This window comes from Nocardia sp. NPDC004711 (assembly GCF_053601595.1).
In genome coordinates this window covers 1-24391 of record NZ_JBSGCB010000087.1, presented here as the reverse complement: position 1 = coordinate 24391, position 24391 = coordinate 1, and the positions used below count along the sequence as shown (strand labels likewise).

Below are 24391 nucleotides of genomic sequence, written 5' to 3'. Positions count from 1 at the left end.
CTGGTGTCGGGATCGGCTAGAATCCACTACGACTCGTTGATCGCTACGCGTTCACGCCGTTGATCCGAAGTCCACCACTCCCCGGGACGCTATCTGTCAATCAGTGCCACGACGTCAGATTTCACCTATGCGGAGTCTCGACCGTCGCGGGCGCCGTCAAGATCACCGATCGACAGCGTCACGATTGATCGTCATGAGGGACATGAAGCCCGAGGATCGTCCGGCGATCCTGGAGGCCCTTGCTCTCCTGCTTCGGCGGCGTAAGTGACTGTGGCCCGTCAACTGTGAGCACGCGAAGCTGCGCCGAGCGCCCCCGACTGGCCGCTCGGCCAACCGCACGGTAGCGCGTCTCACTAGCTCGTACTAGTGCTCCTACGGACTTCACTCACGTGGGAACGAATACCGAATGGAGAAGCCGTGATCAGGCGGACTCGCGCCGCACCACGGTGAACTCCGGGGAGACCGGATCCGGAGGGACAGGCAGGTGCCCCGCCGCATGCAGGGCGAGCTCCGCGACCTGCCGACCGAGGGCTACCGCATCCATCCGGACGCTGGACAGGGACGGCACGAAAGTGTCCGCGAGCCTGGTGTCGTCGTGACCGATCACCGCGAGCGGCGCGGGGACGCCGATGCCAGCGCGAACCGCGGCACCGACCACCACCGCCGCGCTGATGTCGTTGTAGGCCACTACACCCGTGACACCGGCGTCCCGCCAGTTCCGCACCGCTTGATCGGCCGAGCCGTCGGCTTGTTCGACCGCGGCCACGTCGAGAGGCTCGAGTCCCAGCGCAGCCGCTTCCGCTTGGGCGGCTGCGATTCGGGCTTGGGCCAGATCGCCGAGGCGCTCATCCCGAGGTGCGGCGAACGCCAGCCGGCGATGGCCGCGAGAATGCAGGTACCGAACCTGTACTCGAGTGCCCGCGGTCGCTGACTCCGAATCTCCCAGCGCCCCGGTCAGAATCTGGCCGACTCCGCTGGCATGCAGCGAATCCAGTTGAGCGGGACCGAAATTCGCCAAACCGATGACAACGTCCGGGGCCAGCGACTCCCAGAGGGGACGAGCCTTGTTGTCGCCGGTCCGGCGGGTGTCGGTCACCAGCGAATAGCCGGCCTCGTCGAGGACCGTGGCGAGCTCGTCGAGGAATTCGCCCATGGCCGATTCCCTCGGCCAGTCCGGTAGGACCAACAGGATCAGATGACTCCGACCGCGGCGCAGCGCTTGCGCGGCGCGATTGGGCCGGTAGCCGAGCCGGTCGGCCTCGGCCAGCACTCGCTTGCGCGTCTTCTCCGAAATCGTCTGCCCGGGAGTGTTGTTCAGCACGAAGCCCACCGTCGCCCGGGACAGCCCGAGCGAGCGGGCGACATCGGACGCGGTGACCCGCTGTTTCGCCGGCGGCACCGACATTCACCTCCCGAAAACGCATTGGCCAGCCAAACTTACGCTAGCACGTGCGAGGTACTGCGAGAGGGAAGCGCTCGCAGTACCTCGCACCCCTGCCGCTCACCGGGGCCGACGGTAGCCCCGAGTCCGACGTGAGCGACTCTCGGAACTCACACCACCGGCGCCGCGGATCTGCTGAGTTCCATGAGTGACCGCAGGGTCTCCCCCGGGATGTCGACCCCGGGGAAATCCAGTAGCTGCCGCATGGGCATCGATTCGACCATCTTCAGCATCTCCATGCCCTGTTCGGCCTGCTGCCGCTGTTCGTCGGACAGCCCCGCACCCAGCGATTCGACGAGCGCGGGCCCCACTGTCGGATGACCGAACCATTCGCCGACGGTCGAATCGAGTGAAAGCTCCCGGGCGAGAAGGTCACCCGCGAGCACAAGCGAGTGTTCCGCGATCACGGTGGAGGCATCGTCACAGAGTTGAATCGCATACTCACCGCTGGATATCGCCCAATCGCCTCGGACGATGTCGTAGTAGGCGAACGCACGCCGGTCCAAGGTCAGCTCCACCGTCGTCGATTCGCCTTGGGCCAGAGCTACCTTGCGGAACGCGCGCAGTTCCCGCACCGGGCGACGCACCTGACCGGCCTCGGTCGCCACATACACCTGCAGCACGTACTTGCCTGGCAGGTCACCGATATTGGTGACGGTGGCGCGCACGGTCGCGGCGTCGTCGCCGTCGCTGAGCACCTCGAGACCGGACACCGCGAAGCGCGTGTAGGTCAAGCCGTGGCCGAACGGGTAGCGAACGTTCACCTCGGCGGTCTCGTAGTAGCGGTAGCCGACCATCGTGGCCTCGCCATAGCGCACGTGCCCGGCTTCGCCCGGAAAGTTCAGATACGACGGATTGTCTTGCAGCCGCATCGGAATCGTCTCTGCGAGACGTCCGGATGGCGCAGTGACCCCGAAGAGCAGGTCCGCGATCGCGCCCCCACCGGCCTGGCCCAGCAGCCAGCCATCCAGGATGGCGTCGACGTCGTCGTGCCAGCCCTCCATCGAGACCACGCCGCCATGGGAGAGCACCACCACGGTCCGCGTCGCCACCGCCGCGACGGCACGGATGAGCGCCACCTGCTCGACGGGCAATTCGATGCTCGCGCGGTCGAATCCCTCCGACTCGTCCTTCTCCGCGAGACCGGCGAAAACGACGGCCACGTCGGCGCGGGCGGCAACGGTGACCGCGCCTTCTTCCAACCCGGCGGCGTGCACCACCGCGTGACCGTGCTCCGCGGCGTACGCCTGGATGGCTTCGAGGGCCGTCTCCACGCGTGTGGGGTTGATGTGCGAGCTGCCCCCGCCCTGAAAGCGCGGCTGAGCCGCGAAGGCTCCGACCACCGCGATCGAGCCGACGGCTTCCGTCAGCGGGAGCACCGCGCCGTCGTTCTTGAGGAGGACGGCGCACTCCGCGGCGAGTTCCCGGGCGAGCCGATGGTGAGCATCGACATCGAAACCTCCGGTGGGAGGCTGCTTTCGCGCGGCCAAAGCGGCGAGCCTGCGCACGCTCATGTCGACGACCTCGGCCGAGAGCTCGTCCGCCCGGACTGCTGCGGCGACCGTCGCGTCATCACCCGTGCTGCCGGGCATCTGCAGATCCAGTCCGGCGGCGAGCGCCGCGACGCGGTCGTGGACCGCGCCCCAGTCGGAGACCACGACGCCGCCGAATCCCCATTCCTCGCGCAGCACGTCGGTCAGCAGCCAGCGATGCTGTGAGGCGTGGATTCCGTTGACACGGTTGTAGGAACACATCACCGTCGCCGGATTCGCCTGTTTCACTATAGTTTCGAAGGCGGGCAGGTAGATCTCTCGCAGCGTTCGCTCGTCGATGTCGGCGCTGACCTGCATCCGATCGGTTTCCTGGTTGTTGGCGGCGAAGTGCTTCACCGACGCGGCCACGCCCTCGCCTTGCAGCGCCCGCACATGCGCGGCGCCCAGAGCGCCGGACAGCACTGGGTCCTCCGAGTAGTACTCGAAATTGCGGCCGCACAACGGGGATCGCTTGATGTTCACCCCGGGGCCCAGACTCACCGTGATGCCGAATGCCCGGCACTCCCGCCCGATGGCCGCGCCGATGCGCTGTGCGACGTCCGGGTCCCAGCTCGATCCGACCGCCGCGGCGGTCGGATAGCAGGTTGCCGGAAGGCTGTTGTTGATGCCGAGATGGTCGGCCACACCCTCCTGGTACCGGACCCCGTGCGGACCGTCGGCCAGTACGAACGACTCGATACCGGCCGCCTCGACCGCCTTGGTGCGCCACATGTCCGCACCGGACAGCAGAGAGGCCTTCTGTTCCAGTGTGAGAGCGTCGATATCGGACATCAGTGTCCTCCCACTTCCGCCGCCGTCAGCGCCGCGACGAGATCGGCTTTCAGGTCCGCGGGCGCACCGGGGACATATTCGAGAATGGTGTTGAGGGACACCGCGGCGGCCTCCGGCGCCTTGCCGTCGATCGGGATCCCCGGAAAGTGTTGGGAGAAAACGGCGGTCAAGGCACGCCATACCGCAGTGTCGTCGGCGAGGGTGCGCAGCGGAGTGTCCATCGTGTACTCCACAGTGGCTACACCCGGCAGGGTGTATTCCCACTCGTGGTGTCCGCCTTCGATCGCCACCGCGAGCCCGTCTGGATGGCACGGCAGTTCGACCGTCGCCGCGGTGCCGGCCGGGATGTCGACTTCGACGCGCATGGCGTCGCCGGTGATCCGCCAGGCGACGGTGATCTCCCCGTGCCCGGTCGTGTGGCGCAATGTGGCGTGGGTGAGCCCGCCTCCGGGTCGCGGCGCGATCCGCATGCGACGGTAGCCCGGCTCCTCACCGATCAGTCCGCCCACCACCCGGTGCAGCCAATCCGCCACGGCCCCATAGGCGTAATGATTCAACGAGGTCATGCCCGACGGATTCAACGTGCCGTCGGGGCGAATGGCGTCCCAGCGCTCCCAGATCGTCGTCGCGCCCATGGTGACCGGGTAGAGGAACGACGGGCAGCCTGTCTCCATCAGGACCGAGTACGCGGCTTCCAGCTGACCGGTGTCGGTGAGCGCGGGCAGTACGTGCGGTGTACCCGCGAATCCGGTGGAGATGCGATAGCCGCTGCGCGCCACCAGATCCGCGATCCTCTCCCCCGCCACCGCCAGCTGATCCGGCTCGAGCAGATCGAACACGATGGCCAATGCGTAAGCGGTCACCGTCTCGCTCGCCACGCGGCCGGCCGGGGTGATGTATTCGCGCCGGAAGGCATCCCGCACCCGGTCGGCGAGGGTCGTGAATTCGAGCGCGTCCTGGTCTTTTCCGATGACCTTGGCGGTGCGGGCGAGTTCCTTGACGACCTTGCAGAAGTAGGCTTGTGCGACCAGGTGCCGATCGGTCTTGGCTTCCGAGGGTCGGTCCTCGGGAGCGTCCGGATCGAGCCAGTCACCGTATTGGAAACCGGTGCTCCACAATCCGCGCTCGTCGAGCCGTTCGGCGACCTGACGCACGAAGGCGGTCATCGATTCGTAGCTGTCGCGCAGGATATCCGGGTCGCCGTACTCGCGGTAGAGCGTCCACGGAAGGCTCACCGCGACGTCTCCCCACAGCGCGGTGGGCGGGGAAGGCGCGGTGAGAACATCGGGGACGACGAAGGGCACGAAGCCCTTCTCGCGATGCTCGACTGCAAGATCCCGCAGCCAGGATCCGAGTACGCCGCGCACGTCGTACAGGAATGCCGCGACCGGGCCGAAGGCGTTGATATCGCCGGTCCAGCCGAGCCTTTCATCGCGCTGCGGGCAGTCGGTGGGCACGCCGACGAAGTTGCCGCGCATGGACCACGCCACGTTGGAGTACAGCTGATTCAGCCGGGCGTCAGAGGTTTCCAGCCAGCCGGTGCGCGGCATATCGCTGTGTACCACCACCGCCCGCAGGGAGTCGGCGCTCAATTCACCGGGATATCCGTCGATTTCGGCGTAGCGGAATCCATGGAAGGTGAATCGCGGCTCCCAGGTCTCCGGCCCGCCGCCGCGCAAGGTGTAGCGGTCGGTCGCCGCGGCGGTGCGCAGGGTGCTGACGTCGAGTTCACCGTCGCTCAGCAATTCACCGTGCCGCAGGGCCACCGTCGCTCCGGCCGTGCCCTCGACGGTGAGCCTCACCCAGCCACTGAGGATCTGACCGAAGTCGACGATGGTCTTGCCGCTCGGCGAGGTGGTGATGGCGACCGGCGCAAGTTCCTCGATTCGCCGGATCGGTTGGGCGATGGGCGCCACGAGGGTCGCTGCGTCCCATTCGAACTCGGCGGCCGGCTGCCACGCCGTCGCGTCGAAGCCCGGTTCGGACCAGCCCGCCGGTTCCAGCCGGGCGTCGTAGGTCTCGCCGTCGTAGATGCCGTTGGCCAGTACCGCGCCGGTGGCAGCGGTGAATTCGGGTCCGGAGCAGAGGGATTCGGTGTGATCGCCGTAGTCCAGATCCAGCTGCAGGAAGAGGGCGGGACGATCGGCATAGTGATGGTTGCGGCGCTCATAGCCGATCCGGCCCACCGCCCAGCCCTCACCGACCACCGCGCCCACCACGTTCGGTCCCGCCTGCACGAGCCCGGTGACGTCATGGCTGCTGACCTGGAGCCGATGCCGATAGGACGTCCAGCCCGGCGCGAGCATCTCGTCGCCCACGCGCGCCCCGTTGAGATGCGGCTCGACCAGGCCAATGCCCGTCACATGCAGGGTTGCGCGCACCGGCGCGGTCTCGAGCTCGAACTCACGACGGAAATACGGTGCGGCACCGCCTGGTTCGAGGTCGAATGGAGCGGTCACGAAGGCCGCACGCCATTGTGATGTCATTACCTTGTCCTTGTCGGTCTGTTCAGTGCGCGGATCGAATCCGCATGATCACCAAGCCGCCCGCGACGGTGAACGCCGCGGCCAGCAGATAGAGCAACTCGTAGTTCTTCTCCCCCGCCGCGACGCCCAACCCGAGCACGAGCGGAGCGACGAAGGGGGCCACCGACTGCGGCACCGACGTGGCGAAGCCGAGGACACCGAGATAACGGCCGGCTTGGGTCTCGCGATCGGGAAGCACATCCAACGCGAGCGCCTGATCGACAGTCGAGAACATGCCGAGGCCGACCGCGGTGATGAACGAACCCGCGACGAGCGTCGCGATGCCCGTGGACAGCGCCATCACCACCGCCCCTATCGCGAACACGATGCCGGACGCCAGCACCAGCGAACGGCGACGCCGCAGCCGGTCGGACAGGAAGCCGCCGCCCAGCGCACCGACCGCCGTCGCGAGCACGCTGCCCGCCGAAGCGACCCCGAGCACGGTGGTCACCTGGTCGACACTCACGCCCAAGCGGGAGGCGAAGTAGAAGGCCGCGTAGGTGGAGTTGAAGGTCAGACCGAAGTAGAACAGGAAGCGGCCCAGCCAGTTCAGTGAGAAGTCAGGATGCCGACGTGGATCGAAGACGTACTTGCCCAGCAGCGACCGCACGCTGATCGGCTCGGCCGGCGGCAGCGCGCGGCTGTCCTCGGGCACGCAAAACACGAACGCCGTCAACAGGATCGCGCCCAATACGCCGGGTACCAGGAACAACGTCAGGTTCGAGCCTTTGAGCGCGCCTGAGAGGACGACTCCGACCACCGGAGCGATCAGACTGGCGAAACCTCCGAGTCCAGCCACCTTGCCGCGCTGTTCCTCCGGCACCCGGTCGGCCTGAACGAAACTCAGCACCCCGAAGGCCGTCCCCCACCCCGCCTGGGCAAGGATCCAACCGGCGACGAGCATGGGCACGCTGTCGGCCAGCGCCATGACCGCGAGCGCAATCAGGCCGAGGCACATTCCCCCGACCAGGAACGGTCGCCGTCGGCCGAACCGGCCGCGAACCCGGTCGCTGAGCGTGCCGATCAGCGGTCCGGAGAGCAACGGCACCACCGCACCCGCGCCGGTGACGTATCCCAGGTATTGCTCGTGCCCCGGGGCCAGCTGATCGAGCTTCATCGACAACGAGATGGCCAAAGGGGTGATGAACGCCAGGAAGACCCCGAACTGAGCGCCGACCATCAGACCGATGAACGCGCCGTCGACCGGTTCCAGCACAGCGGGCGCACCCGGCAATCGGTCGGCGATCAACTCTTCGGAGGATTCCACTTTCACGTAACCATACCAATTTCGGAGATTAAAAGCCCAGATAGACAGCACTATTGCGTGCTAGTTCACACGATAGTACGGGCGGACCGTAATCCAGCGCAAGGAATGCGCCCGATCGGCTCGTCGCCGCGTACAGCTCCTCGGCGGTGGGCCCGGTCGATCCTGCCGAATCTGTATGGGCCGAAACGGGTTCCATCATTCCCGCCGACAACGCGCAGGCCACCCATCGCGACCGCCGACAGCATCACCGCGGTGCGCCACAGGGGCGCCCTCGCCTTCCCGGTACTCGATACCGACTTCTCCTGAATCTTTCGAATGCCGCCACATCCGTGGGCCTTCGAGCGCCATGTGGAAGCCACGATCAACTATCTCGCGCTAGTACGATCGCGTGAGAGTCACATCGAGTCACCTTTTCGGCTCCACGTTCACCAAAACCCCGAATAACGGCCCAAATTCATCGCAAAACCCCAGTTCCGTGAGGGTTGTCACGGCCGAATCGGAGTGTTACGGTCTCATTCACGACAGGTGAATGAAACGTTTCATACGGTTGTCCCCGACGCATCGACGCCCGGAGGAGTAACAATGTGTCGCCCTGGACCGGTTCGCGTACGCGAGACAGTTCCGGCTGGCCCACCGCGAACCGAAGCGGGGTCACCGCGATGAGTGACGCCGCGCCTCAGCCATACGCGGATCGCTACTGCCGCACCGTCGACGGCGCACTCCGATCGAGCGCACGACGGACTGCGGCTCGCCAGGCGGCGTGCAGGGTCCTGCTCCTGGTACTTCCCTCCCGCGCCCTGGATCCGGTCGTTTCGGCCTGCCTGGCGGAAGCCGAGCGGATGCTGGAACATTCGGGGTACAGCTTGCTCACCCAGATTCAACCCGCCCGGGGAGTCGCACGGAACTGGCGGTCACCGGATGCGGTGCGCACCTTCGCTTTGGGGACCTTCGCCGAGCACGACGCCGCAAGCCTGCACGCCGCGGGTGTCGAGCGGTTCCTGACGATACCGGGCGACGACTGGCCGGGGACCCTCATCGGAACCCAGCTTCAGGTGAAGCATCTGCACGAATGCCGCCATCACCGTTTGGGATTCGCGGCTCCTAGCGATCCGAATCGTCGCACCGCAGTGGCCGACCGCACCGCGCAGGCGCAGGACGCCGCCACGCGGCTCGGTCTCGCGCCACTGCTGGCGCACACCGTCGATCACGCCGCCTCGGCCGCGGCGGCGATCCGCGATTGGCGGCGCGTCGGCGTCACCGGCGTGGTCGCATTCGACGACGACACCGCCGCGGCCGTCGTCGGAGCCGCCCTGCGCGCCGGCTTGTCGGTGCCCGGCGACATCGCCGTGGTCGGCCACGGTGACAGCCCAACGGCCGCCGCCTTCGCCCCCACCCTGTCGAGCATCCGGATCGACCACATCGCCATGGCTCGGCACCTGGTGGATCAACTCCTCCACGAAAACCCGCAAACCTCATCCTCACACGCCCACCTGGTGACGCTCACTGCCCGCGAGTCGACATTGGCGGGCTGAAGCAGCCCATTCCGTCCCGGGCCGGTGAGCTGCCTGAGCAACGATTCTCGGGGCCGGAAGTGATGGCGGCGTCAGCCCCCGGCGAACCGTCCACGCGGCATAGTCGTTACCGCCTCGCGCCCGGACACGGCGGCCCGAGGGTCCGCACGGAGCTCACCGCGCCATACGAGGGGCTCAGCCGAGAGTCGATCGCCGGGTGACGAGTTCGGGCATGAACACCACGTGCTGATGGCGATGACCGTCGGCGTTATCGGCTTCCTCCAGCAGCAATCGCGCCGCCGTGCGCCCGAGTTCCGCGCGGGGTTGCCGGACCGAGGAGAGCGGTACGGCCGCGGCGGCCGCGAAATCGATGTCGTCGTAGCCGATTACAGCCATATCGCCGGGCACGGATTTGCCGCGCAGGGTCAGCGCTTGCAATGCGCCAAGCGCCAGCAGATCATTCGCGCAGAACAGTGCGGTGGGCCGGTCCGCCTGGTCCAGCAGGGCTTCGGTGGCGTCCCGTCCCGCCTCGAAAGTCATTGCCGCCGTGGGAATCACGTCCATGTGCGCCCCCGATTCAGCGATGGCTTCGGCTGCGCCCCGATGGCGGTCCGCGACCTGCGTGATGCCTGCCGGATCACCGACGAACCCGATCCGCGTATGACCGAGGTCGAGCAGGTGCCGGACGGCGAGCCGTCCTCCGAGGACGTCGTCGACCGATACCGAGCACCGATCGGGACGACCGCTCCGACGGTCCACCAGCACCGCTGGAATCCCCTGAGAGGCCAGCGTCTCCAGGGCCTGTTCACCGTCACCCAGTACCGGTGTGATCAGCACACCGCGCATGCGCTGCTCGGCGATGAGTTCGAGATGCCTGCGCTCGCGAACCGAATCATCGGCGCTGTTGCACAGCACCAGCATCGCGTTGTGCGCGGCGGCTTCCTCCTCGGCGCCGTGTGCGACGTCGGCGAAGAAGGGGTTGGCCATGTCGAGCACCACCATGGCCAGGGTGCGACTGCGCCCCTCGCGGAGCTGGCGTGCCGAATCGTTGCGCACATACCCGGTTTCCGCGATAGCCCGCTGGACCCGCTCCCGGGTGCGAGGAGACACCTGGTCGGGGCGATTGAGCACGTTGCTGACGGTGCCCAGCGAGACACCCGCGCGCTGCGCTACGTCCTTGATGCTCGCCGCCATAACCGCTCCTCCCATTGAAACGTGTCAATCGTAGTGGATTTTCACCGCTCGCAAGGAATGCGCGCCGGACGGTATTGACTGCCGTCATGAGCGGATATTATCTTCATCATCGTTCTGAAACGTTTCAATCCAGGAGTTGACGACGATGCCAGGCCCTGCCGATCCCAGCGCGGTACTGCGCGAACTGCACATCGAGCTGCCGTCTTGGGCGTTCGGGAACTCCGGAACCCGCTTCAAGGTTTTCGCCGAGCCCGGCGTGCCGCGCGATCCGTTCGAGAAGATCGCCGACGCGGCGCAGGTGCACCGCTACACCGGCGTAACCCCCGAGGTGTCGCTGCACATCCCGTGGGACGCTGTGGACGACTACGCCAAACTCGCCGAACACGCACGCGAGCACGAAGTTTCGATCGGAGTGATCAACTCCAACACCTTCCAGGATGACGACTACAAGCTCGGCAGCGTCTGTCACCCCGATCCGGTGATCCGGCGCAAGGCCATCGGGCATCTGCTCGATTGCGTGGACATCATGGACGCCACGGGTTCGAGCCATCTGAAGCTGTGGTTCGCGGACGGACTGAACTACCCGGGCCAGGACGATCTGACTACACGGCAGCGGAGGCTCGGCGAAGCACTGTCCGAGGTCTACGCACGGCTGTCGGAAGACCAGCGAATGCTGTTGGAGTACAAGCTGTTCGAGCCGGCTTTCTATGCCACCGACGTCCCCGACTGGGGCACCGCCTACGCGCACTGCCTGAAACTGGGCCCCCAGGCATCGGTCGTGGTGGACACCGGGCACCACGCGCCGCACACCAATATCGAGTTCATCGTCGCGTTCCTGCTCGGCGAGGGCAGACTCGGCGCGTTCGACCTGAACTCGCGTTTCTACGCCGACGACGACCTCATGGTCGGGGCCGCCGATCCGTTCCAGCTGTTCCGGATCATGAACGAGATCGCCGCCGCCGATGCCATCGGACCGGATTCCGGGCTGCTGTTCATGCTCGACCAGTGCCACAACATCGAGCCGAAGATCCAGGCGGTGATCCGGTCGGTGATGAATGTGCAGGAGGCCGCCGCCAAGGCGCTGCTGATCGACCGTGCCGCGCTGGCACAGGCGCAGCGCGAGGGAGACGTCCTGGGAGCCAACGCGATCCTGATGGACGCCTACAACACCGACGTGCGCCCGATGCTGCGGGAACTGCGCGAGGACATCGGACTCGATCCCGACCCGATCGGCGCATTCCAGCGCTCGGGATACATGCAGAAGATCATCAACGAACGACTCGGCGGCCAGGCCGCGGGCTGGGGAGCATGACAATGACCGACCACACCAACGACACCGTCCGCGAACTGCTCGAGCGCAGCAACCGCCTGGGCGCGGACCCGCGCAACACCAACTACGCGGGCGGCAACACCTCTGCCAAGGGCTTCGACACCGATCCGGTGACCGGCCAGCCGGTCGAGCTGGTCTGGCTCAAGGGTTCCGGCGGCGACCTGGGCACCCTCACCGCGGCCGGGCTCGCCACGGTGCGCCGCGACCGGCTGCGGGCTCTCATCGACGTCTACCCCGGCGTCGACCGCGAGGACGAGATGGTCGCCGCCTTCGACTACTGCCTGCACGGACGCGGCGGCGCCGCGCCGAGCATCGACACCGCCATGCATGGGCTCGTCGAGGCCGACCATGTCGACCATCTGCACCCGGACGCGGGCATCGCGCTGGCCACCGCCGCCGAAGGCGAGGCACTGACGGAGGAGTGCTTCGGTGACCGGGTTGTCTGGGTGCCGTGGCGGCGGCCGGGCTTCCAGCTCGGCCTCGACATCGCGGCCATCCGCCGGGACAACCCGCAGGCCATCGGATGCATCCTCGGCGGGCACGGCATCACCGCCTGGGGCGACACGTCCGCCGAATGCGAGGCGAACTCGCTCGAGATCATCCGCACCGCACAGGAATTCATCGACACCCGAGGCCGGGCCGAGCCGTTCGGATCGACGGTGGCGGAGTTCGAGCCGCTCGCCCCCGAACGCCGCCGCGCCCGGGCCGCCGAATTGGCTCCGGTGATCCGCGGTCTGGCGTCGACCGACCGGCCCCAGGTCGGCCATTTCGACGACAACGAAGTGGTGCTGGACTTCCTGTCGCGCGCCGGGCACTCGGAGCTCGCCGCGCTCGGCACTTCCTGCCCGGATCACTTCCTGCGCACCAAGGTTCGCCCGCTGATGCTCGACACCCCGGCCGACGCGCCCCTGGGAGAGGTGATCGCACGGCTGCGTGAGCTGCACGCCGCCTATCGCGAGGACTACGCGGCCTACTACAACCGTCACGCCGACGCGGCTTCCCCGGCCATGCGCGGCGCGGACCCGGCGATCGTGCTGGTGCCCGGCATCGGCATGTTCAGCTTCGGGCGAGACAAGCAGACTGCGCGGGTCGCCGGCGAGTTCTATATCAATGCCATCAATGTCATGCGCGGGGCGGAGGCGATCTCCCGCTATGCCCCGATCGAGGAGTCGGAGAAGTTCCGCATCGAATACTGGCGGCTCGAGGAGGCGAAGCTGGCCCGCATACCCGAACCCAAGCCGCTGGCGACCCGGGTCGCGCTGGTCACCGGCGCCGGGTCGGGCATCGGGCGGGCCATCGCGCTGCGGCTGGCGGGAGAGGGCGCGTGCGTCGTGGTCGCCGATCGTGACGCCGATGCCGCCGCACGGGTCGCCGCCGAAATCGGCTCGGCAGACGCGGCCGTCCCGGTCACCGTGGACGTCACCAATGCCGACGCGGTGCGCGCGGCCCTCGACGCTGCGGTGCTGGCGTTCGGCGGCGTGGACCTGGTGGTCAACAATGCCGGGCTGTCGATCTCCAAGCCGCTGCTGGAGACCAGCGAATCCGATTGGGACATCCAGCATTCGGTGATGGCACGCGGTTCGTTCCTGGTCTCGCGGGAGGCCGCGCGCGCCATGGTCGCCCAGAGCATGGGTGGCGATATCGTCTACATCGCCAGCAAGAACGCCGTGTTCGCCGGGCCGAACAATATCGCCTACAGCGCGGCGAAAGCCGATCAGGCCCACCAGGTCCGGCTGCTGGCGGCCGAACTCGGCGACCACGGCATTCGCGTCAACGGCGTGAATCCCGATGGCGTGGTGCGTGGTTCGGGCATCTTCACCGGCGGTTGGGGCGCACAGCGCGCCGCCGTCTACGGGGTCGAGGAGAAGGACCTGGGCGCGTTCTACGCCCAGCGCACCATCCTCAAGCGCGAGGTACTGCCCGAGCACGTCGCCAATGCCGTCTTCGCGCTCACCGGCGGCGAGCTCGCGCACACCACCGGTCTGCACATTCCCGTCGACAGCGGCGTCGCTGCCGCGTTCCTGCGATGAGCCGCGCTGGCGGGCCCTTCGAAGCGCCTGTGGAGAACAGTTTCGCCGCAATCGATCTCGGCGCGTCGAGCGGGCGCGTCGTCCACGGTGTGGTGACCGAGGAACAGCTGACGGTCCGGGAGGTGCATCGCTTCGCCAACGAGCCGGTGCACCTGCCCGACGGGCTGCACTGGGACATCACCGGCCTGTACCGTCAGGCATGCGCCGGGCTGGCCGCCGCCGGTCCGGTGCGGTCGGCCGGAATCGATTCCTGGGCCGTCGATTACGGACTGCTCGACAAGGACGGCAGGCTGATGGGATTGCCGTATCACTACCGCGATCTGCGCACATCCTGGCGTTCACCGATACCGGTGGACATCCAGGGCCTCTACCAGCGCACGGGTATCGCGGATCTGCCGTTCAACACCATCCATCAACTGCGGGCCGAGCCGGAGCACCGGCTCGACACCGCCCGTCATCTGCTGATGATCCCGGATCTGCTCGGCTACTGGCTCACCGATCGTATGGGCACCGAACGCACCAACGCTTCCACGACCGGGCTCTACGGCGTCGCCGAACGGGACTGGGATTACCCCCTGATCCGACGACTCGGGCTGCCGCAGCGCATTTTCACGCCGATCAGCAACGCCGGCACGGTCCTGGGCGGGTTGCGCGGCCCGGTGCGCGAGGCGATCGGCGGCCACGACGTCCAGGTCGTGCGCGTGGCGTCCCACGACACCGCCAGCGCGGTCGCCGCCATCCCTGCCGAGTCCGGATCCTTCGCCTACATATCCAGTGGCACTTGGTCATTGGTGGGTGTCGAACGGCCCAACCCCCTGCTGTCGACCACCGCCCGGGCGGCCGGCTTCACGAACGAAACCGGCATCTCCGGCTTCCGCTACCTGCGCAACGTCATGGGTTTGTGGCTGCTGCAGGAGTGCCAGCGGGAATGGCCGGGTCTGGACTGGTCGACACTGTGCGAACAGGCCGCCGAGGTGCCCGCGCTGACCACCGTTATCGATGTCGACGACCCGGTCTACCTGGCTCCCGGCCATCAAACCCCGGGCGGTATGACCACCCGCATCGCCGCCCACTGCGACGGTCCGCCACCGCGCACACCCGCCGAGTTCGCGCGCTGCGTGTTCGACAGCCTCGCCCTGGGCCATGCCCGAGCCGTCGCCGACGTCGTCAGCACCGGAGGCAGGGGTGTCGACATCGTGCATCTGGTCGGCGGTGGGGCGCGCAATGCCTTGCTGTGCCAGCTCACCGCCGACGCGTGCGGCCTTCCGGTCACCGCCGGCCCGGTCGAGGCGACGGCGATGGGAAATTTGCTCGCCCAAGCCATTTCGGCGCGTGTGCTGCCCAACTGGACCGCCGCGCGCCGATTGGTCGCGCACACCCACGCTCCCCTGCACTACGAGCCGAGATCGGACTCCGCGTGGCGGCTCGCGGCCGAGCGCGTGGCGCTGCTGACCGAGAAGCGGGTCGCCGCATGAAGATCGCGCTCTTCGTCACCTGTCTGGTCGAGTCCATGTTCCCCGACGTCGGCAAGGCCACGGTGACGCTGTTGGAACGGCTCGGCCACGAGGTCGTCGTCCCGCCCGCCCAAACCTGCTGCGGCCAGATGCACATCAACACCGGCTATCCCGATGCGGCACTGGGCCTGGTGCGCAATCACGTCGACGCCTTCACCGGCTACGACGCGATCGTCGCGCCCTCGGCCTCCTGCGTCGGCTCGGTGCGCCATCAGCACGCGATGGTCGCCCGCCGCGCCGGAGACGCCGGTCTCGCGACGGAGACTACCTCCGTCGCGGATCGCACCTGGGAACTGTCGGAGTTCCTCACCGATGTGCTCGGCGTCGAGGATGTCGGTGCGCACTACCCGCACCGCGTCACCTACCACCCCACCTGTCACTCGCTGCGGATGCTGCGGGTCGACGACCGTCCGCTGCGCCTGCTGCGCAACGTGTCGGGCATCGATCTCGTCGAACTGCCCGCTGCGGACCAATGTTGTGGATTCGGAGGCACTTTCGCCTTGAAGAACCCTGATGTGTCGACCGCCATGCTGGCCGACAAGATGCACCATGTGCAGTCCACCGGCGCGCACACCTGCACCGCCGCCGACTCCTCGTGCCTGATGCACATCGGTGGCGGCCTGTCGCGGCTGCGCGCGGGAACTCGCACGGTGCACCTCGCCGAGATCCTGGCGGCCACGCCATGAACGAGCACCGCAATCGAGGCGGCGTTTTCCTGGGAATCCCTGTTCCACACGGTAATTCACCGCTCAAGGGTGAGAACCCGTTCCCGGTGGCGGCCCGTGTCGCCGTCGCCGACACGCAGATGCGCCGCAATATCAGCGCCGCCACCGCCACCATCCGCGGCAAACGCGAACGGGTGGTGGGCGAGGTACCCGACTGGGAGGCGCTGCGCCTGGCAGGGCAAGGCATCAAGGGCCGAACCCTCGCCAACCTCGACAAGCACCTCGAGCAACTCGAGGCCGCGGTCACCGCGCACGGCGGAACCGTGCACTGGGCCTCCGATGCCGCCGAGGCCAACCGGATCATCGGCGATCTCGTCGCCGCCACCGGCGCCACCGAGGTGGTGAAGGTGAAATCCATGGTGACACAGGAGATCGGCCTCAACGAGTCCCTGGCCGACCGCGGGATCGCCGCGCACGAAACCGATCTCGCCGAACTCATCGTCCAGCTCGCCGGAGACGAGCCCTCGCATATCGTGGTGCCCGCGATTCACCGCAATCGCAGCGAGATTCGCGACATCTTCACCACCTCCATGCCCGGCGTCGACCCGAACCTCACCGACGACCCTCCCGAACTCGCCGCCGCCGCACGGGCATACCTGCGCCGAACCATGCTGAACGCCAAGGTCGCCGTGTCCGGCGCGAATTTCGCCGTCGCCGAGACCGGCACCCTCGCGGTGGTGGAATCCGAGGGCAACGGCCGCATGTGTCTCACGCTGCCCGACACCCTGATCACCGTGATGGGCATCGAGAAGCTGGTCCCCACCTGGCGCGATCTGGAGGTCTTCCTCCAACTGCTCCCGCGCTCGGCCACCGGCGAGCGCATGAACCCCTACACCTCGCTATGGACCGGCGTGCACACAGGCGACGGGCCGCAGGAGTTCCACCTCGTCCTGCTCGACAACGGACGCATCGCCACCCTCGCCGACGAAGTGGGACGTGAAGCGCTGCACTGCATCCGTTGTGCGGCCTGCCTCAACGTGTGCCCGGTCTACGAGCGCACCGGCGGGCACGCCTACGGCTCGGTGTATCCGGGGCCTATCGGCGCAGTCCTCACCCCACAGCTCACCGGTGTGGCCGAGAACCCCTCCCTGCCCTATGCGTCAACCCTCTGCGGCGCATGCTTCGACGCCTGCCCGGTGCGCATCGACATCCCGTCCATACTCGTGCACCTGCGCGCGGAAACCACTGCCGCGCATCGCCTCCCGACACCGGAATCCGCGACGATGGCCGCAACGTCCTGGATCATGCGCAGCCAACGGCGCTTCGCCCGGGCCATCCGGCGGCTGCGCGCGGCCAGACTGCTCCGCAATCGGCGCGGCACCCTCGACCGGCTGCCGCCTCCGCTGTCGGGATGGACTTCCGCGCGCGACCTTCCGCTCCCGCCCCGAGAGACCTTCCGTACCTGGTGGAACCATCGATGAATACCCGCGACGACATGCTCCGCCGCATCCGCGCCGCCATCGCGACCTCCGCGCCGACCGATGGCGTCAGCCGCGACTACCGACAACACGGCAATACCGACCGGGCAACATTGGTCGCGCAGTTCACCGAACGCCTGCGCGACTACGGGGCCGAGGTCCACACCACGACCGAACCGAACATCTCGGCGTTGTTGCGGGACCTGACCGCTGACCGAATCACAGCGGTACCTCCAGGATTCCCCACGGCATGGACACCCTCAGAGGCCCGGATCGACGAGCCGACGATGGACACCGCCACGCTCGATGCCGTCTCAACCGTGATCACCACCTCCGCCGCGGCCTGCGCCGAAACCGGGACCATCGCCCTCGACGGCAGCCCCGGTCAGGGACGTCGCGCACTCAGCCTCGTCCCGGACCGGCACATCTGCCTGGTCGACACCGCCGACATCGTCCACACCGTCCCGGAACTGCTCGCCCAGCTCGTTCCGACACGACCTCTCACGCTGCTCAGCGGACCATCGGCGACCAGCGACATCGAACTGCGGCGTGTACAAGGCGTTCACGGTCCCCGAAATCTGGTCGTCGTATTGATCGAGCCCTCCGCCACCGCGGCCACAGAGGCGATGACAACGCCATGAGCGACCCCAGCGTCCCGGACCACCCGTATTCCGTTCGCGAACTTCTGCACTATTTCGGCAGGTGCCCGGCGTGCGGTCACTTCGCCGAGGCATTCGAGATCAACCGCGTATCCGTCGACGGCAACCGTACGCTGGAGTTCCTCGAAACGTGCGGTCTACCCTGCGGGTGGGTCGGCCGCCGCCCCGACCCCGCTCCGCTGCCTCGCAGGGACCGCTGAGTGGGAACCAGCGCCGTGGACTTCCTCTGCGACGACGACCATGAGGACCCATGGCGCCCTACCTGCCCACGCTCGAACAAGTCCTGTCACTTCCCAATCCAGTCGAAGGCATCGTCACCGCCGACCTCATCGACCTCAACGGCCACATGAACGTCGCGCATTACCTGCACCACAACTCCAAAGGCGCGGGCGCTCTCTTGAGGAACGTCGGCGTCGACGAGTCCTACCTATCGGACCGAAGGCTGGGCCTGTTCACCACCGAACACCACATCATGTACTACAGCGAGCTACGCGAAGGCGACAAGTTCTCCGTGCACACACGCGTCCTGGGCCGGACCGACAAAGCCGTGCACATGATGACATTCCTCTTCGACCGATCGCGAGAATGCCTGTCCAATACCCTCGAAGTCCTTTCGCTGCACGTCGATCTCGAAACCCGCAAGGCCACGCCCATGCCCCAGGACATCGCCACGGGATTCGATCGCCATCTGTCCATCTCCGCCGACCTGGGCTGGACAGCACCGACCTGCGGGGCGATCACCCTGCGCCGCTGATCGAGCAATGAGCCGCCACCACGACACAGGCATCGACCATCATCGCCTCCTCGGAACGCGTCGGGCAGAGCGCGGACCTCATCCGGCAGGCTTGACCGATTGAAGCATTGCAACCGACGCGAAGTGCAGAACTCTTTGCGGCACAAGCAAATTCGAATGAGAACAGGACCGATTCGACGTCCTCTGGGCAGGCACGTGCCCTCGACCTCACGTCGGTGACGACAATAGGCTGTGTCCCGCGCGACGGACGGGACACAGCCGGTCAACGTTTGCCGAAACCGCGGAAGCGCCGCAGATATCCGGGAAGTCGCCGCAGCGGAACCGAGCGAGGCCAGTCGTCTGCCCGGAAGTACGCGTCGCTCCCGCCATCGACGAATACCACACTGCCGCACAGGAACCGCGCGGCCGGTGACACCATGAACACCGCCCACTCTGCAAGATCACCGGCATCGCCGAAACCACCGATCGGTACCGGGAAACTCCGGATCGCGGCCGCCTCGGCCGGGGTGGCGAGTTGTTTTTCCAGCAGTGGGGTCAGCACGGCACCGGGAGCCAGGACATTGAGCCGGATCCCCCGTCCCGCCCACCGCTCGGTCACCGCCTGGCGGCGCACCCAGTGGCTCACGGCGATCTTCGATGCCGCGTAGGCGATCGACGGGGCATGCCGACCGAAGATCCTGACCGCCCGCAGCGCCTTGTCCGTGTCGCCGGTCAGCAGCGCGCGAATCGCTCGACGAGGGACCGCAGGCGTGGTGGTCGTCGAATTGCTTCCGAACACAACAACTTTCGACTCCGATGCGGCGGCCAGGGCCGATTGCCAGCCTTCGAGAAGTTCGACGGCCCCGCGGAAGTTCACCTCGTAGATCAGTCGAGCGCGTTCGGCCCCGGGAATCGGACCCACACCCGCGGCGAGTACGGCGCCATCGAGCTGGCCGTCCGCCGCGGCGAGCACCCCGTCCACGGCGGCGCGGCGACCGGCCGGGGTCGACAGGTCGGCCACGATCTCCGCATCCCGCAGGTCGACGCCGAGCACGGTGTGCCCGCGCTCTCGCAGTTTCTCCGCAACAGCCCGCCCCATTCCTGAGGCCGACCCCGTCACTGCGTATACGCCCACTGAATCACCTGTTTTCCGCTGTTGCCAGCATCGAAGAGCGTCTGCCCGGCCGTTCGTACCGGGCAGGTCCGAGAGAAACCAGCCCTGGGCGATCTCCTATCCGCCTCGGGCACTTCAGAATTCGTGAGCACGGGCGACCACTATTTCCGCGGACTCCGTACGATCCGGCCGGGCCGCGCCGGACGGGCTTTCGATGGACGTCACCGTGGGCTCCGGTGGTTCGTGAGGGCGATGACAGCCGGCTCGTCCGTGGTCGTCCGCAGCCCTGCGAGCGGGCAATGCGTGTCGTAGAAAATCGTCGGCATGCATTTGTTGCAATGGATGCACAGGGACGTCTTCTCGTGATCCTCGCGAATGCGGTTGATCAGGTCCGGCTCGCGCAGCAGGGCGCGGGCCATCGCCACAAATTCGAAACCCTCGGCCATCGCGGTGTCCATTGCGGCCTTGTCGGTGATGCCGCCCAGCAGGACCAAGGGCATCGAGACGTTCGCCCGGATCTGCCGCGCGGCATCGAGCATGAACAGATCCTGGTACGGGTAGTTGTGCAAGAAGAACTTGCCCGCCAGCTTCATTCCGAACCGCATCAGCGGCGACATCACCGCGGCGAACTCGTCGAGTGGCGCCTCGCCTTTGAACAGGTACATCGGGTTGAGCAAGGAACTGCCGATGGTGAGCTCGATGGCGTCGAGACTGCCGTCGGCCTCGAGCCATTGCGCTACCTGGATCGCCTCGTCGAGCCAGAAGCCGCCGGGCACGCCGTCATCCATATTCAGTTTCGCCACTACCGCGATGCGGTTACCGGCGGCTTCGCGCACCTCGGCGGCGACCTCACGCAGCAAGCGGGCGCGATTGCGCAAGGACCCACCGTAGGCGTCCTTGCGTCGGTTCAGGATCGGGCTCAGGAAGGAACTCGCGAAATAGTTGTGGCCGAAATGGATTTCGACGGCATCGAAACCGGATTCGATGGCCAGCCGTGTCGCTGTGCCGTGCGCTGTGCGGATTCGCTCGATATCAGCCACGGTCGCCGCATGCGTCACCTGCGGCCCCATCGGACTGATGCGCCGCGAGGCGCTCAGCGCGGGGAGCCCATTGGACTTCGCACCCGCCACCGGACCCGCGTGACCGATCTGGGCCGAGATCGCCGCGCCCTCGGCATGAACAGCGTCGGTGAGCCGCCGCAGACCCGGCACCGCTTCCTCGCGCATCCAGATCTGGTCGGCCTCGGTGCGACCTTCCGGCGCCACCGCGCAGTAGGCCACTGTCGTCATGCCGACTCCGCCGGCCGCGACCTGGCGGTGGAAGTCGATGAGCTCATCGCTGACCAGTGCCCCGGGGGCCATGTGCTCGAAGGTGGCGGATTTGATGATCCGGTTACGCAGGGTCACCGGTCCCAGCTGAGCCGGGGCGAGTACGTCAGGAATCGAATTTTCGGTCACGACAATGCCTTTCGATGCGGTAGGAAGGTCAGGTCTTCGGGGTGAGGTGCGCGCAGCATGGTCCAGTAATCGACCAGGCGCCACGGGCACGGGACGACGGCCCGCCCCGCCGTATTGCGGTAGTACCCGTTGACCTGCGCACCGGATGCACCCAGACGGTCTCGTCGAGCGCTTCGTCGACACGCCGGTTGTATTCGTCCAGCGCCTGTTGTTCGACGTCCATCGCCGCGTGGTCGTGTATGACTCGGGGTGTCCACCGCCGCGCCGGGATAGGTGTTGCGCTGCCAGGTTCCGCCAATGTCGTCGCGTTCCTCGAAGATAGTGAACGGAAATCCTGCCTCCTCCAGCTTGATTCCGGCATTGATGCCGGCACCGATGACGATGACCTCGAAGTCGGGCGGCGGGGTCACCGTCACCGGAACGCGGCGCTGGTTCTTGATGAATCCGGCCTGTTCCAACAGGATCGGGACGAATTCGGCGTCCACTCGTTGCGCGGTGCAGACGATCGCCATCCGCTGAAACAGTTCGTCGTCCGGAACCTCCAGCGCGGCAACCGAATCCGGCGTCAGCACCTCACGGGCACGGACATCGGCGACGACATCGTCGGGGTAGGTCCCCGGCGGAACTGCCGGGCGGGTACCGGTGCGGTAATGGTTGCCGGGTTCCTCGATGGTCAGACGTGGCCCGAATTCGTCGAGGAGCCCGACATCACCGGTCACGTGCACCATCGACATCAGCAGCGGAGCCGCCTCGCATTCCTCGATCGCCTGGCGCAATACGGCTTCTCGATCGAATGGGGGCGGAGACGTCGCCGACGACGGTGTCGGTCATGAGTTACCTTCCGGGAGTGGTACGCCCATGCGGGCGAGCATGTCTCGTGGATTCGAGGGCGGGCCGAGGTTCAGCAGTTGTCGGCCGCGCCGACTCTCGTAGCCTTCGGCCAGCAGATGCGTCTACGCCATCGCGGATCGACGGACGAGGGCCTTCTCGCCCTCGAGTCGCTGTGTCATGATCGCTTTCTGCATCTGCTGTATCGGGGTCATACCCTTCCTTCATCATCGGCTGCGCAACGGCCGTGCCCGGGCCACCCTTCCGCTCAATGGGACAGCGAATCGGAGACGGCCTTGGGCAGAAGCACATCGCGCATCAACTGCCGGGCCGGGCCGGTCGGTGGCAGGTTCGGGATGACCGAGAATCAGTTCGCGCTATCCGCCCGAACGCGGGGGCCGGGCTTGGAAGGCTACGACGCGACAACGGGCGAGATGGCGCATTTTCTCGCTCATCGGGAAAGACGTCCGATGGCGATCTCGCACTCGTGCCATCGTGGTTGCGAGTTGACGCTCAGCATGCCTCTATCAACCCCCGTCAGGGACACGCCCTGCGGGCTGCCGTGGACACATCAACTGATGGCGTCACAGCACGTTTTGTCGGAGTCAGAGTTCGGACTGCTCGGCGACCCAAGCCGCTATCTGCGTGCGTGAGGTGAAGCCCAGTTTGGTGAGGATATGTTCGACATGTCCGTCGGCGGTGCGTGCTGAAATCACCAGCCGGGTGGCGATCGCCTTGTTGGTCAGACCGCGCGCAATGAGATCGGCGACCTGGCGCTCACGCTTGGTCAGGTTTCCCACTGAATGAGGGGTCGGTGCGGTCGCTTCGGCTCTCTCGCCGAGCGCGAAGCTCACTGCGGCGTCGAAACTCATTGCGGCGCCTTCCTGACGAGCCGCGTCGAATGTACGCGCGCCGAGCATCTCGCGACTGGTGCGCGTGAGTTCCTCATGGTAGACGAGCAGATTGGGAAGCATAGAGGCAGAGCTGCCGCCGATGCGGCTCAGCGCGTCGGCGGCGCCCAGCAACACAGCGGCGCGCCGGGCATGGTGTTGCTCGGTCGCGATCCAGGCCAATATCTCTAAACAGACCGTGGCGACGAGCGGGTCCGACATCAGCCGGGCCGCTCGAATACCCTCCTGCAATACGTGTTCGGCGCGGTCGCGCGCACCGCTTCGCCACAAGGCAAAGCCCGTTGCCCACAACACCCACGACCGAAGCATCGTTTCACCGGCGGATTCGGTGATCGCCAGCGCCTTCTCGAGGCTCGCGAGGGCCCGCGCGGTATCGCCCTGCAGTGAGTAAGCCCATCCGAGCGAAATCAGGGCGTCCACATGCAGTATGAGATCGCCGCATGTCTCATAGCAGTCGATGGCAGCGGCCAGGAGGGTACTGGCGCGACCCAGTTCACCGCTCGCAAAGGCGTTGATTCCCTCGACGTGGGCGAGCAGGGCTGCGACCAGCGGGTCGGCCGCCTGCTCGGCCAGGGTCTTCAGCTGTCCCACATTGTCGATGGCAGCCGATAGGTCACCCTGCATGACGGCCATCGTGCCGACCGCATAGCGGGCCTTGGCCTGATCCAGCGGCGGTGCATCGGTCGATTGAGCCAGCGCGCGCTCGCACCAGCGACGTCCTTCGCCGAGCCGCCCGCGCAAGGTCCAGAACTGAGACAGGGCTGTGGCTATCCGCAATCCGCTCTCGTCCGATTCGGACAGGCTGAATTCCAGCGCTTTCCGCAGATTCGGCAGCTCCCGCTCCAACCGGGCAACCCACGCCAACTGGTGCGGGCCGATCCATTCCGCTTCCACCTGGAGTGCCAACCGCTCGCACCAATCTCGATGCCGTCGAACGTATTCCGGGTATTTCCCGCTGTCCTCGGCCTGCTCCCGGCCGTATTCCTGAACGGTCTCGAGCATCCGGAAGCGGACCGTGCCCTCGGTTTCCTCGCGGATCAGGATCGACTTGTCCACCAGCGCGGACAAGGTGTCGAGCAATTGCGTCTCGGTCGGATCGGCGCCGCACACCTGCTCGGCCGCATCGAGCTCGAAAGTGCCTGCGAACACCGACAGCTGGTCCCACAACCGCTGCTCGGCCGGTGTGCACAGGTCATAGCTCCAGTCGATGCACCACCGCAGGGTCTGCTGCCGCATCGGGGCACCACGACTCCCGCGAGTCAACAGCGCATAGCGGTCGTCGAGCCGGGTCAGGATCTGCTCGGGCGACATCGTTCGGAGCCGGGCCGCGGCCAGCTCGATCGCCAGCGGCAGCCCGTCCAGGCGAGTGCAGATCCCGGCCACACTGAGCATGGAGTCATCGGTTACCTC

Annotated in this window: 17 protein-coding genes; 8 read left to right on the top strand and 9 right to left on the bottom strand. The window is 66.8% G+C overall.

Going from position 1 to position 24391, the window contains the following annotated elements:
- Nucleotides 1-421 precede the first annotated feature (421 nt).
- The 4 genes from ACWEKS_RS44990 to ACWEKS_RS44975 form a co-directional block, all read right to left on the bottom strand.
- Nucleotides 422-1399, bottom strand: a complete 978-nt coding sequence (locus tag ACWEKS_RS44990; RefSeq protein ID WP_452345816.1) for a LacI family DNA-binding transcriptional regulator — start codon at nt 1397-1399, stop codon at nt 422-424.
- Between the two features lie 152 nt (nt 1400-1551).
- Nucleotides 1552-3765 carry a glycoside hydrolase family 3 C-terminal domain-containing protein gene (locus ACWEKS_RS44985; protein WP_452345815.1) on the bottom strand — a complete coding sequence of 738 codons (2214 nt, stop codon included), beginning with the start codon at nt 3763-3765 and terminating at the stop codon, nt 1552-1554.
- Nucleotides 3765-6251: a family 78 glycoside hydrolase catalytic domain gene (locus ACWEKS_RS44980; protein WP_452345814.1), complete on the bottom strand. Its 2487-nt coding sequence runs from the start codon at nt 6249-6251 to the stop codon at nt 3765-3767. The genes ACWEKS_RS44985 and ACWEKS_RS44980 overlap by 1 nt, the downstream gene beginning before the upstream one ends.
- Nucleotides 6252-6273: 22 nt before the next feature.
- Nucleotides 6274-7557 (bottom strand): MFS transporter, encoded by a 1284-nt coding sequence (locus ACWEKS_RS44975; protein WP_452345813.1) that lies wholly within the window; start codon nt 7555-7557, stop codon nt 6274-6276.
- 659 nt (nt 7558-8216) lie between these two features.
- On the opposite strand from ACWEKS_RS44975, the gene ACWEKS_RS44970 reads away from it, so the two are divergent.
- Nucleotides 8217-9089: a substrate-binding domain-containing protein gene (locus tag ACWEKS_RS44970; RefSeq protein WP_452345812.1), complete on the top strand. Its 873-nt coding sequence runs from the start codon at nt 8217-8219 to the stop codon at nt 9087-9089.
- Between the two features lie 174 nt (nt 9090-9263).
- Here the strand turns inward: ACWEKS_RS44970 and ACWEKS_RS44965 are convergent, their stop codons facing one another.
- Nucleotides 9264-10262: a LacI family DNA-binding transcriptional regulator gene (locus ACWEKS_RS44965; protein WP_452345811.1), complete on the bottom strand. Its 999-nt coding sequence runs from the start codon at nt 10260-10262 to the stop codon at nt 9264-9266.
- A 145-nt stretch (nt 10263-10407) separates the two neighbouring features.
- On the opposite strand from ACWEKS_RS44965, the gene rhaI reads away from it, so the two are divergent.
- The 7 genes from rhaI to ACWEKS_RS44930 all read left to right on the top strand — a co-directional run bounded on the left by rhaI (nt 10408) and on the right by ACWEKS_RS44930 (nt 18692).
- Nucleotides 10408-11574 carry an L-rhamnose isomerase gene (rhaI, locus tag ACWEKS_RS44960; RefSeq protein ID WP_452345810.1) on the top strand — a complete coding sequence of 389 codons (1167 nt, stop codon included), beginning with the start codon at nt 10408-10410 and terminating at the stop codon, nt 11572-11574.
- A gap of 2 nt (nt 11575-11576) precedes the next feature.
- On the top strand, nt 11577-13622 hold the full coding sequence (locus ACWEKS_RS44955) for a bifunctional aldolase/short-chain dehydrogenase (RefSeq protein ID WP_452345809.1): 2046 nt from the start codon (nt 11577-11579) through the stop codon (nt 13620-13622).
- 29 nt (nt 13623-13651) lie between these two features.
- Nucleotides 13652-15097, top strand: a complete 1446-nt coding sequence (locus ACWEKS_RS44950) for a rhamnulokinase (protein ID WP_452345808.1) — start codon at nt 13652-13654, stop codon at nt 15095-15097.
- A complete protein-coding gene (locus tag ACWEKS_RS44945; protein ID WP_452345807.1) occupies nt 15094-15822 on the top strand; it encodes a (Fe-S)-binding protein in 729 nt (242 codons plus the stop codon). The genes ACWEKS_RS44950 and ACWEKS_RS44945 overlap by 4 nt, the downstream gene beginning before the upstream one ends.
- A complete protein-coding gene (locus tag ACWEKS_RS44940; protein WP_452345806.1) occupies nt 15819-17282 on the top strand; it encodes a LutB/LldF family L-lactate oxidation iron-sulfur protein in 1464 nt (487 codons plus the stop codon). The genes ACWEKS_RS44945 and ACWEKS_RS44940 overlap by 4 nt, the downstream gene beginning before the upstream one ends.
- Nucleotides 17279-17920, top strand: a complete 642-nt coding sequence (locus tag ACWEKS_RS44935; protein ID WP_452345805.1) for a LutC/YkgG family protein — start codon at nt 17279-17281, stop codon at nt 17918-17920. The genes ACWEKS_RS44940 and ACWEKS_RS44935 overlap by 4 nt, the downstream gene beginning before the upstream one ends.
- A 268-nt stretch (nt 17921-18188) precedes the next feature.
- A complete protein-coding gene (locus ACWEKS_RS44930) occupies nt 18189-18692 on the top strand; it encodes a thioesterase family protein (RefSeq protein WP_452345804.1) in 504 nt (167 codons plus the stop codon).
- 262 nt (nt 18693-18954) lie between these two features.
- Here the strand turns inward: ACWEKS_RS44930 and ACWEKS_RS44925 are convergent, their stop codons facing one another.
- The 4 genes from ACWEKS_RS44925 to ACWEKS_RS44910 all read right to left on the bottom strand — a co-directional run.
- Nucleotides 18955-19806, bottom strand: coding sequence for an SDR family oxidoreductase (locus tag ACWEKS_RS44925; RefSeq protein WP_452345803.1), 852 nt, complete (start codon nt 19804-19806; stop codon nt 18955-18957).
- A 200-nt stretch (nt 19807-20006) separates the two neighbouring features.
- Entirely contained in the window at nt 20007-21242 is a 1236-nt protein-coding gene (locus tag ACWEKS_RS44920; protein WP_452345802.1) for an NADH:flavin oxidoreductase, read from the bottom strand.
- Nucleotides 21239-22018, bottom strand: a complete 780-nt coding sequence (locus ACWEKS_RS44915) for an NAD(P)-binding protein (RefSeq protein WP_452345801.1) — start codon at nt 22016-22018, stop codon at nt 21239-21241. Before ACWEKS_RS44915 ends, ACWEKS_RS44920 begins: the two co-directional genes overlap by 4 nt.
- A gap of 657 nt (nt 22019-22675) precedes the next feature.
- The coding region (locus ACWEKS_RS44910; protein ID WP_452345800.1) for an ATP-binding protein at nt 22676-24391 on the bottom strand (1716 nt) is incomplete at its 5' end.

Bases quoted from the DNA above. Each gene is read 5' to 3' on its own strand.
- ACWEKS_RS44985 (WP_452345815.1), bottom strand. From the start codon at position 3,765: ATGTCCGATATCGACGCTCTCACACTGGAACAGAAGGCCTCTCTGCTG.
- ACWEKS_RS44980 (WP_452345814.1), bottom strand. From the start codon at position 6,251: ATGACATCACAATGGCGTGCGGCCTTCGTGACCGCTCCATTCGACCTC.
- ACWEKS_RS44970 (WP_452345812.1), top strand. From the start codon at position 8,217: ATGAGTGACGCCGCGCCTCAGCCATACGCGGATCGCTACTGCCGCACC.
- ACWEKS_RS44965 (WP_452345811.1), bottom strand. From the start codon at position 10,262: ATGGCGGCGAGCATCAAGGACGTAGCGCAGCGCGCGGGTGTCTCGCTG.
- rhaI (WP_452345810.1), top strand. From the start codon at position 10,408: ATGCCAGGCCCTGCCGATCCCAGCGCGGTACTGCGCGAACTGCACATC.
- ACWEKS_RS44955 (WP_452345809.1), top strand. From the start codon at position 11,577: ATGACCGACCACACCAACGACACCGTCCGCGAACTGCTCGAGCGCAGC.
- ACWEKS_RS44945 (WP_452345807.1), top strand. From the start codon at position 15,094: ATGAAGATCGCGCTCTTCGTCACCTGTCTGGTCGAGTCCATGTTCCCC.
- ACWEKS_RS44940 (WP_452345806.1), top strand. From the start codon at position 15,819: ATGAACGAGCACCGCAATCGAGGCGGCGTTTTCCTGGGAATCCCTGTT.
- ACWEKS_RS44935 (WP_452345805.1), top strand. From the start codon at position 17,279: ATGAATACCCGCGACGACATGCTCCGCCGCATCCGCGCCGCCATCGCG.
- ACWEKS_RS44930 (WP_452345804.1), top strand. From the start codon at position 18,189: ATGGCGCCCTACCTGCCCACGCTCGAACAAGTCCTGTCACTTCCCAAT.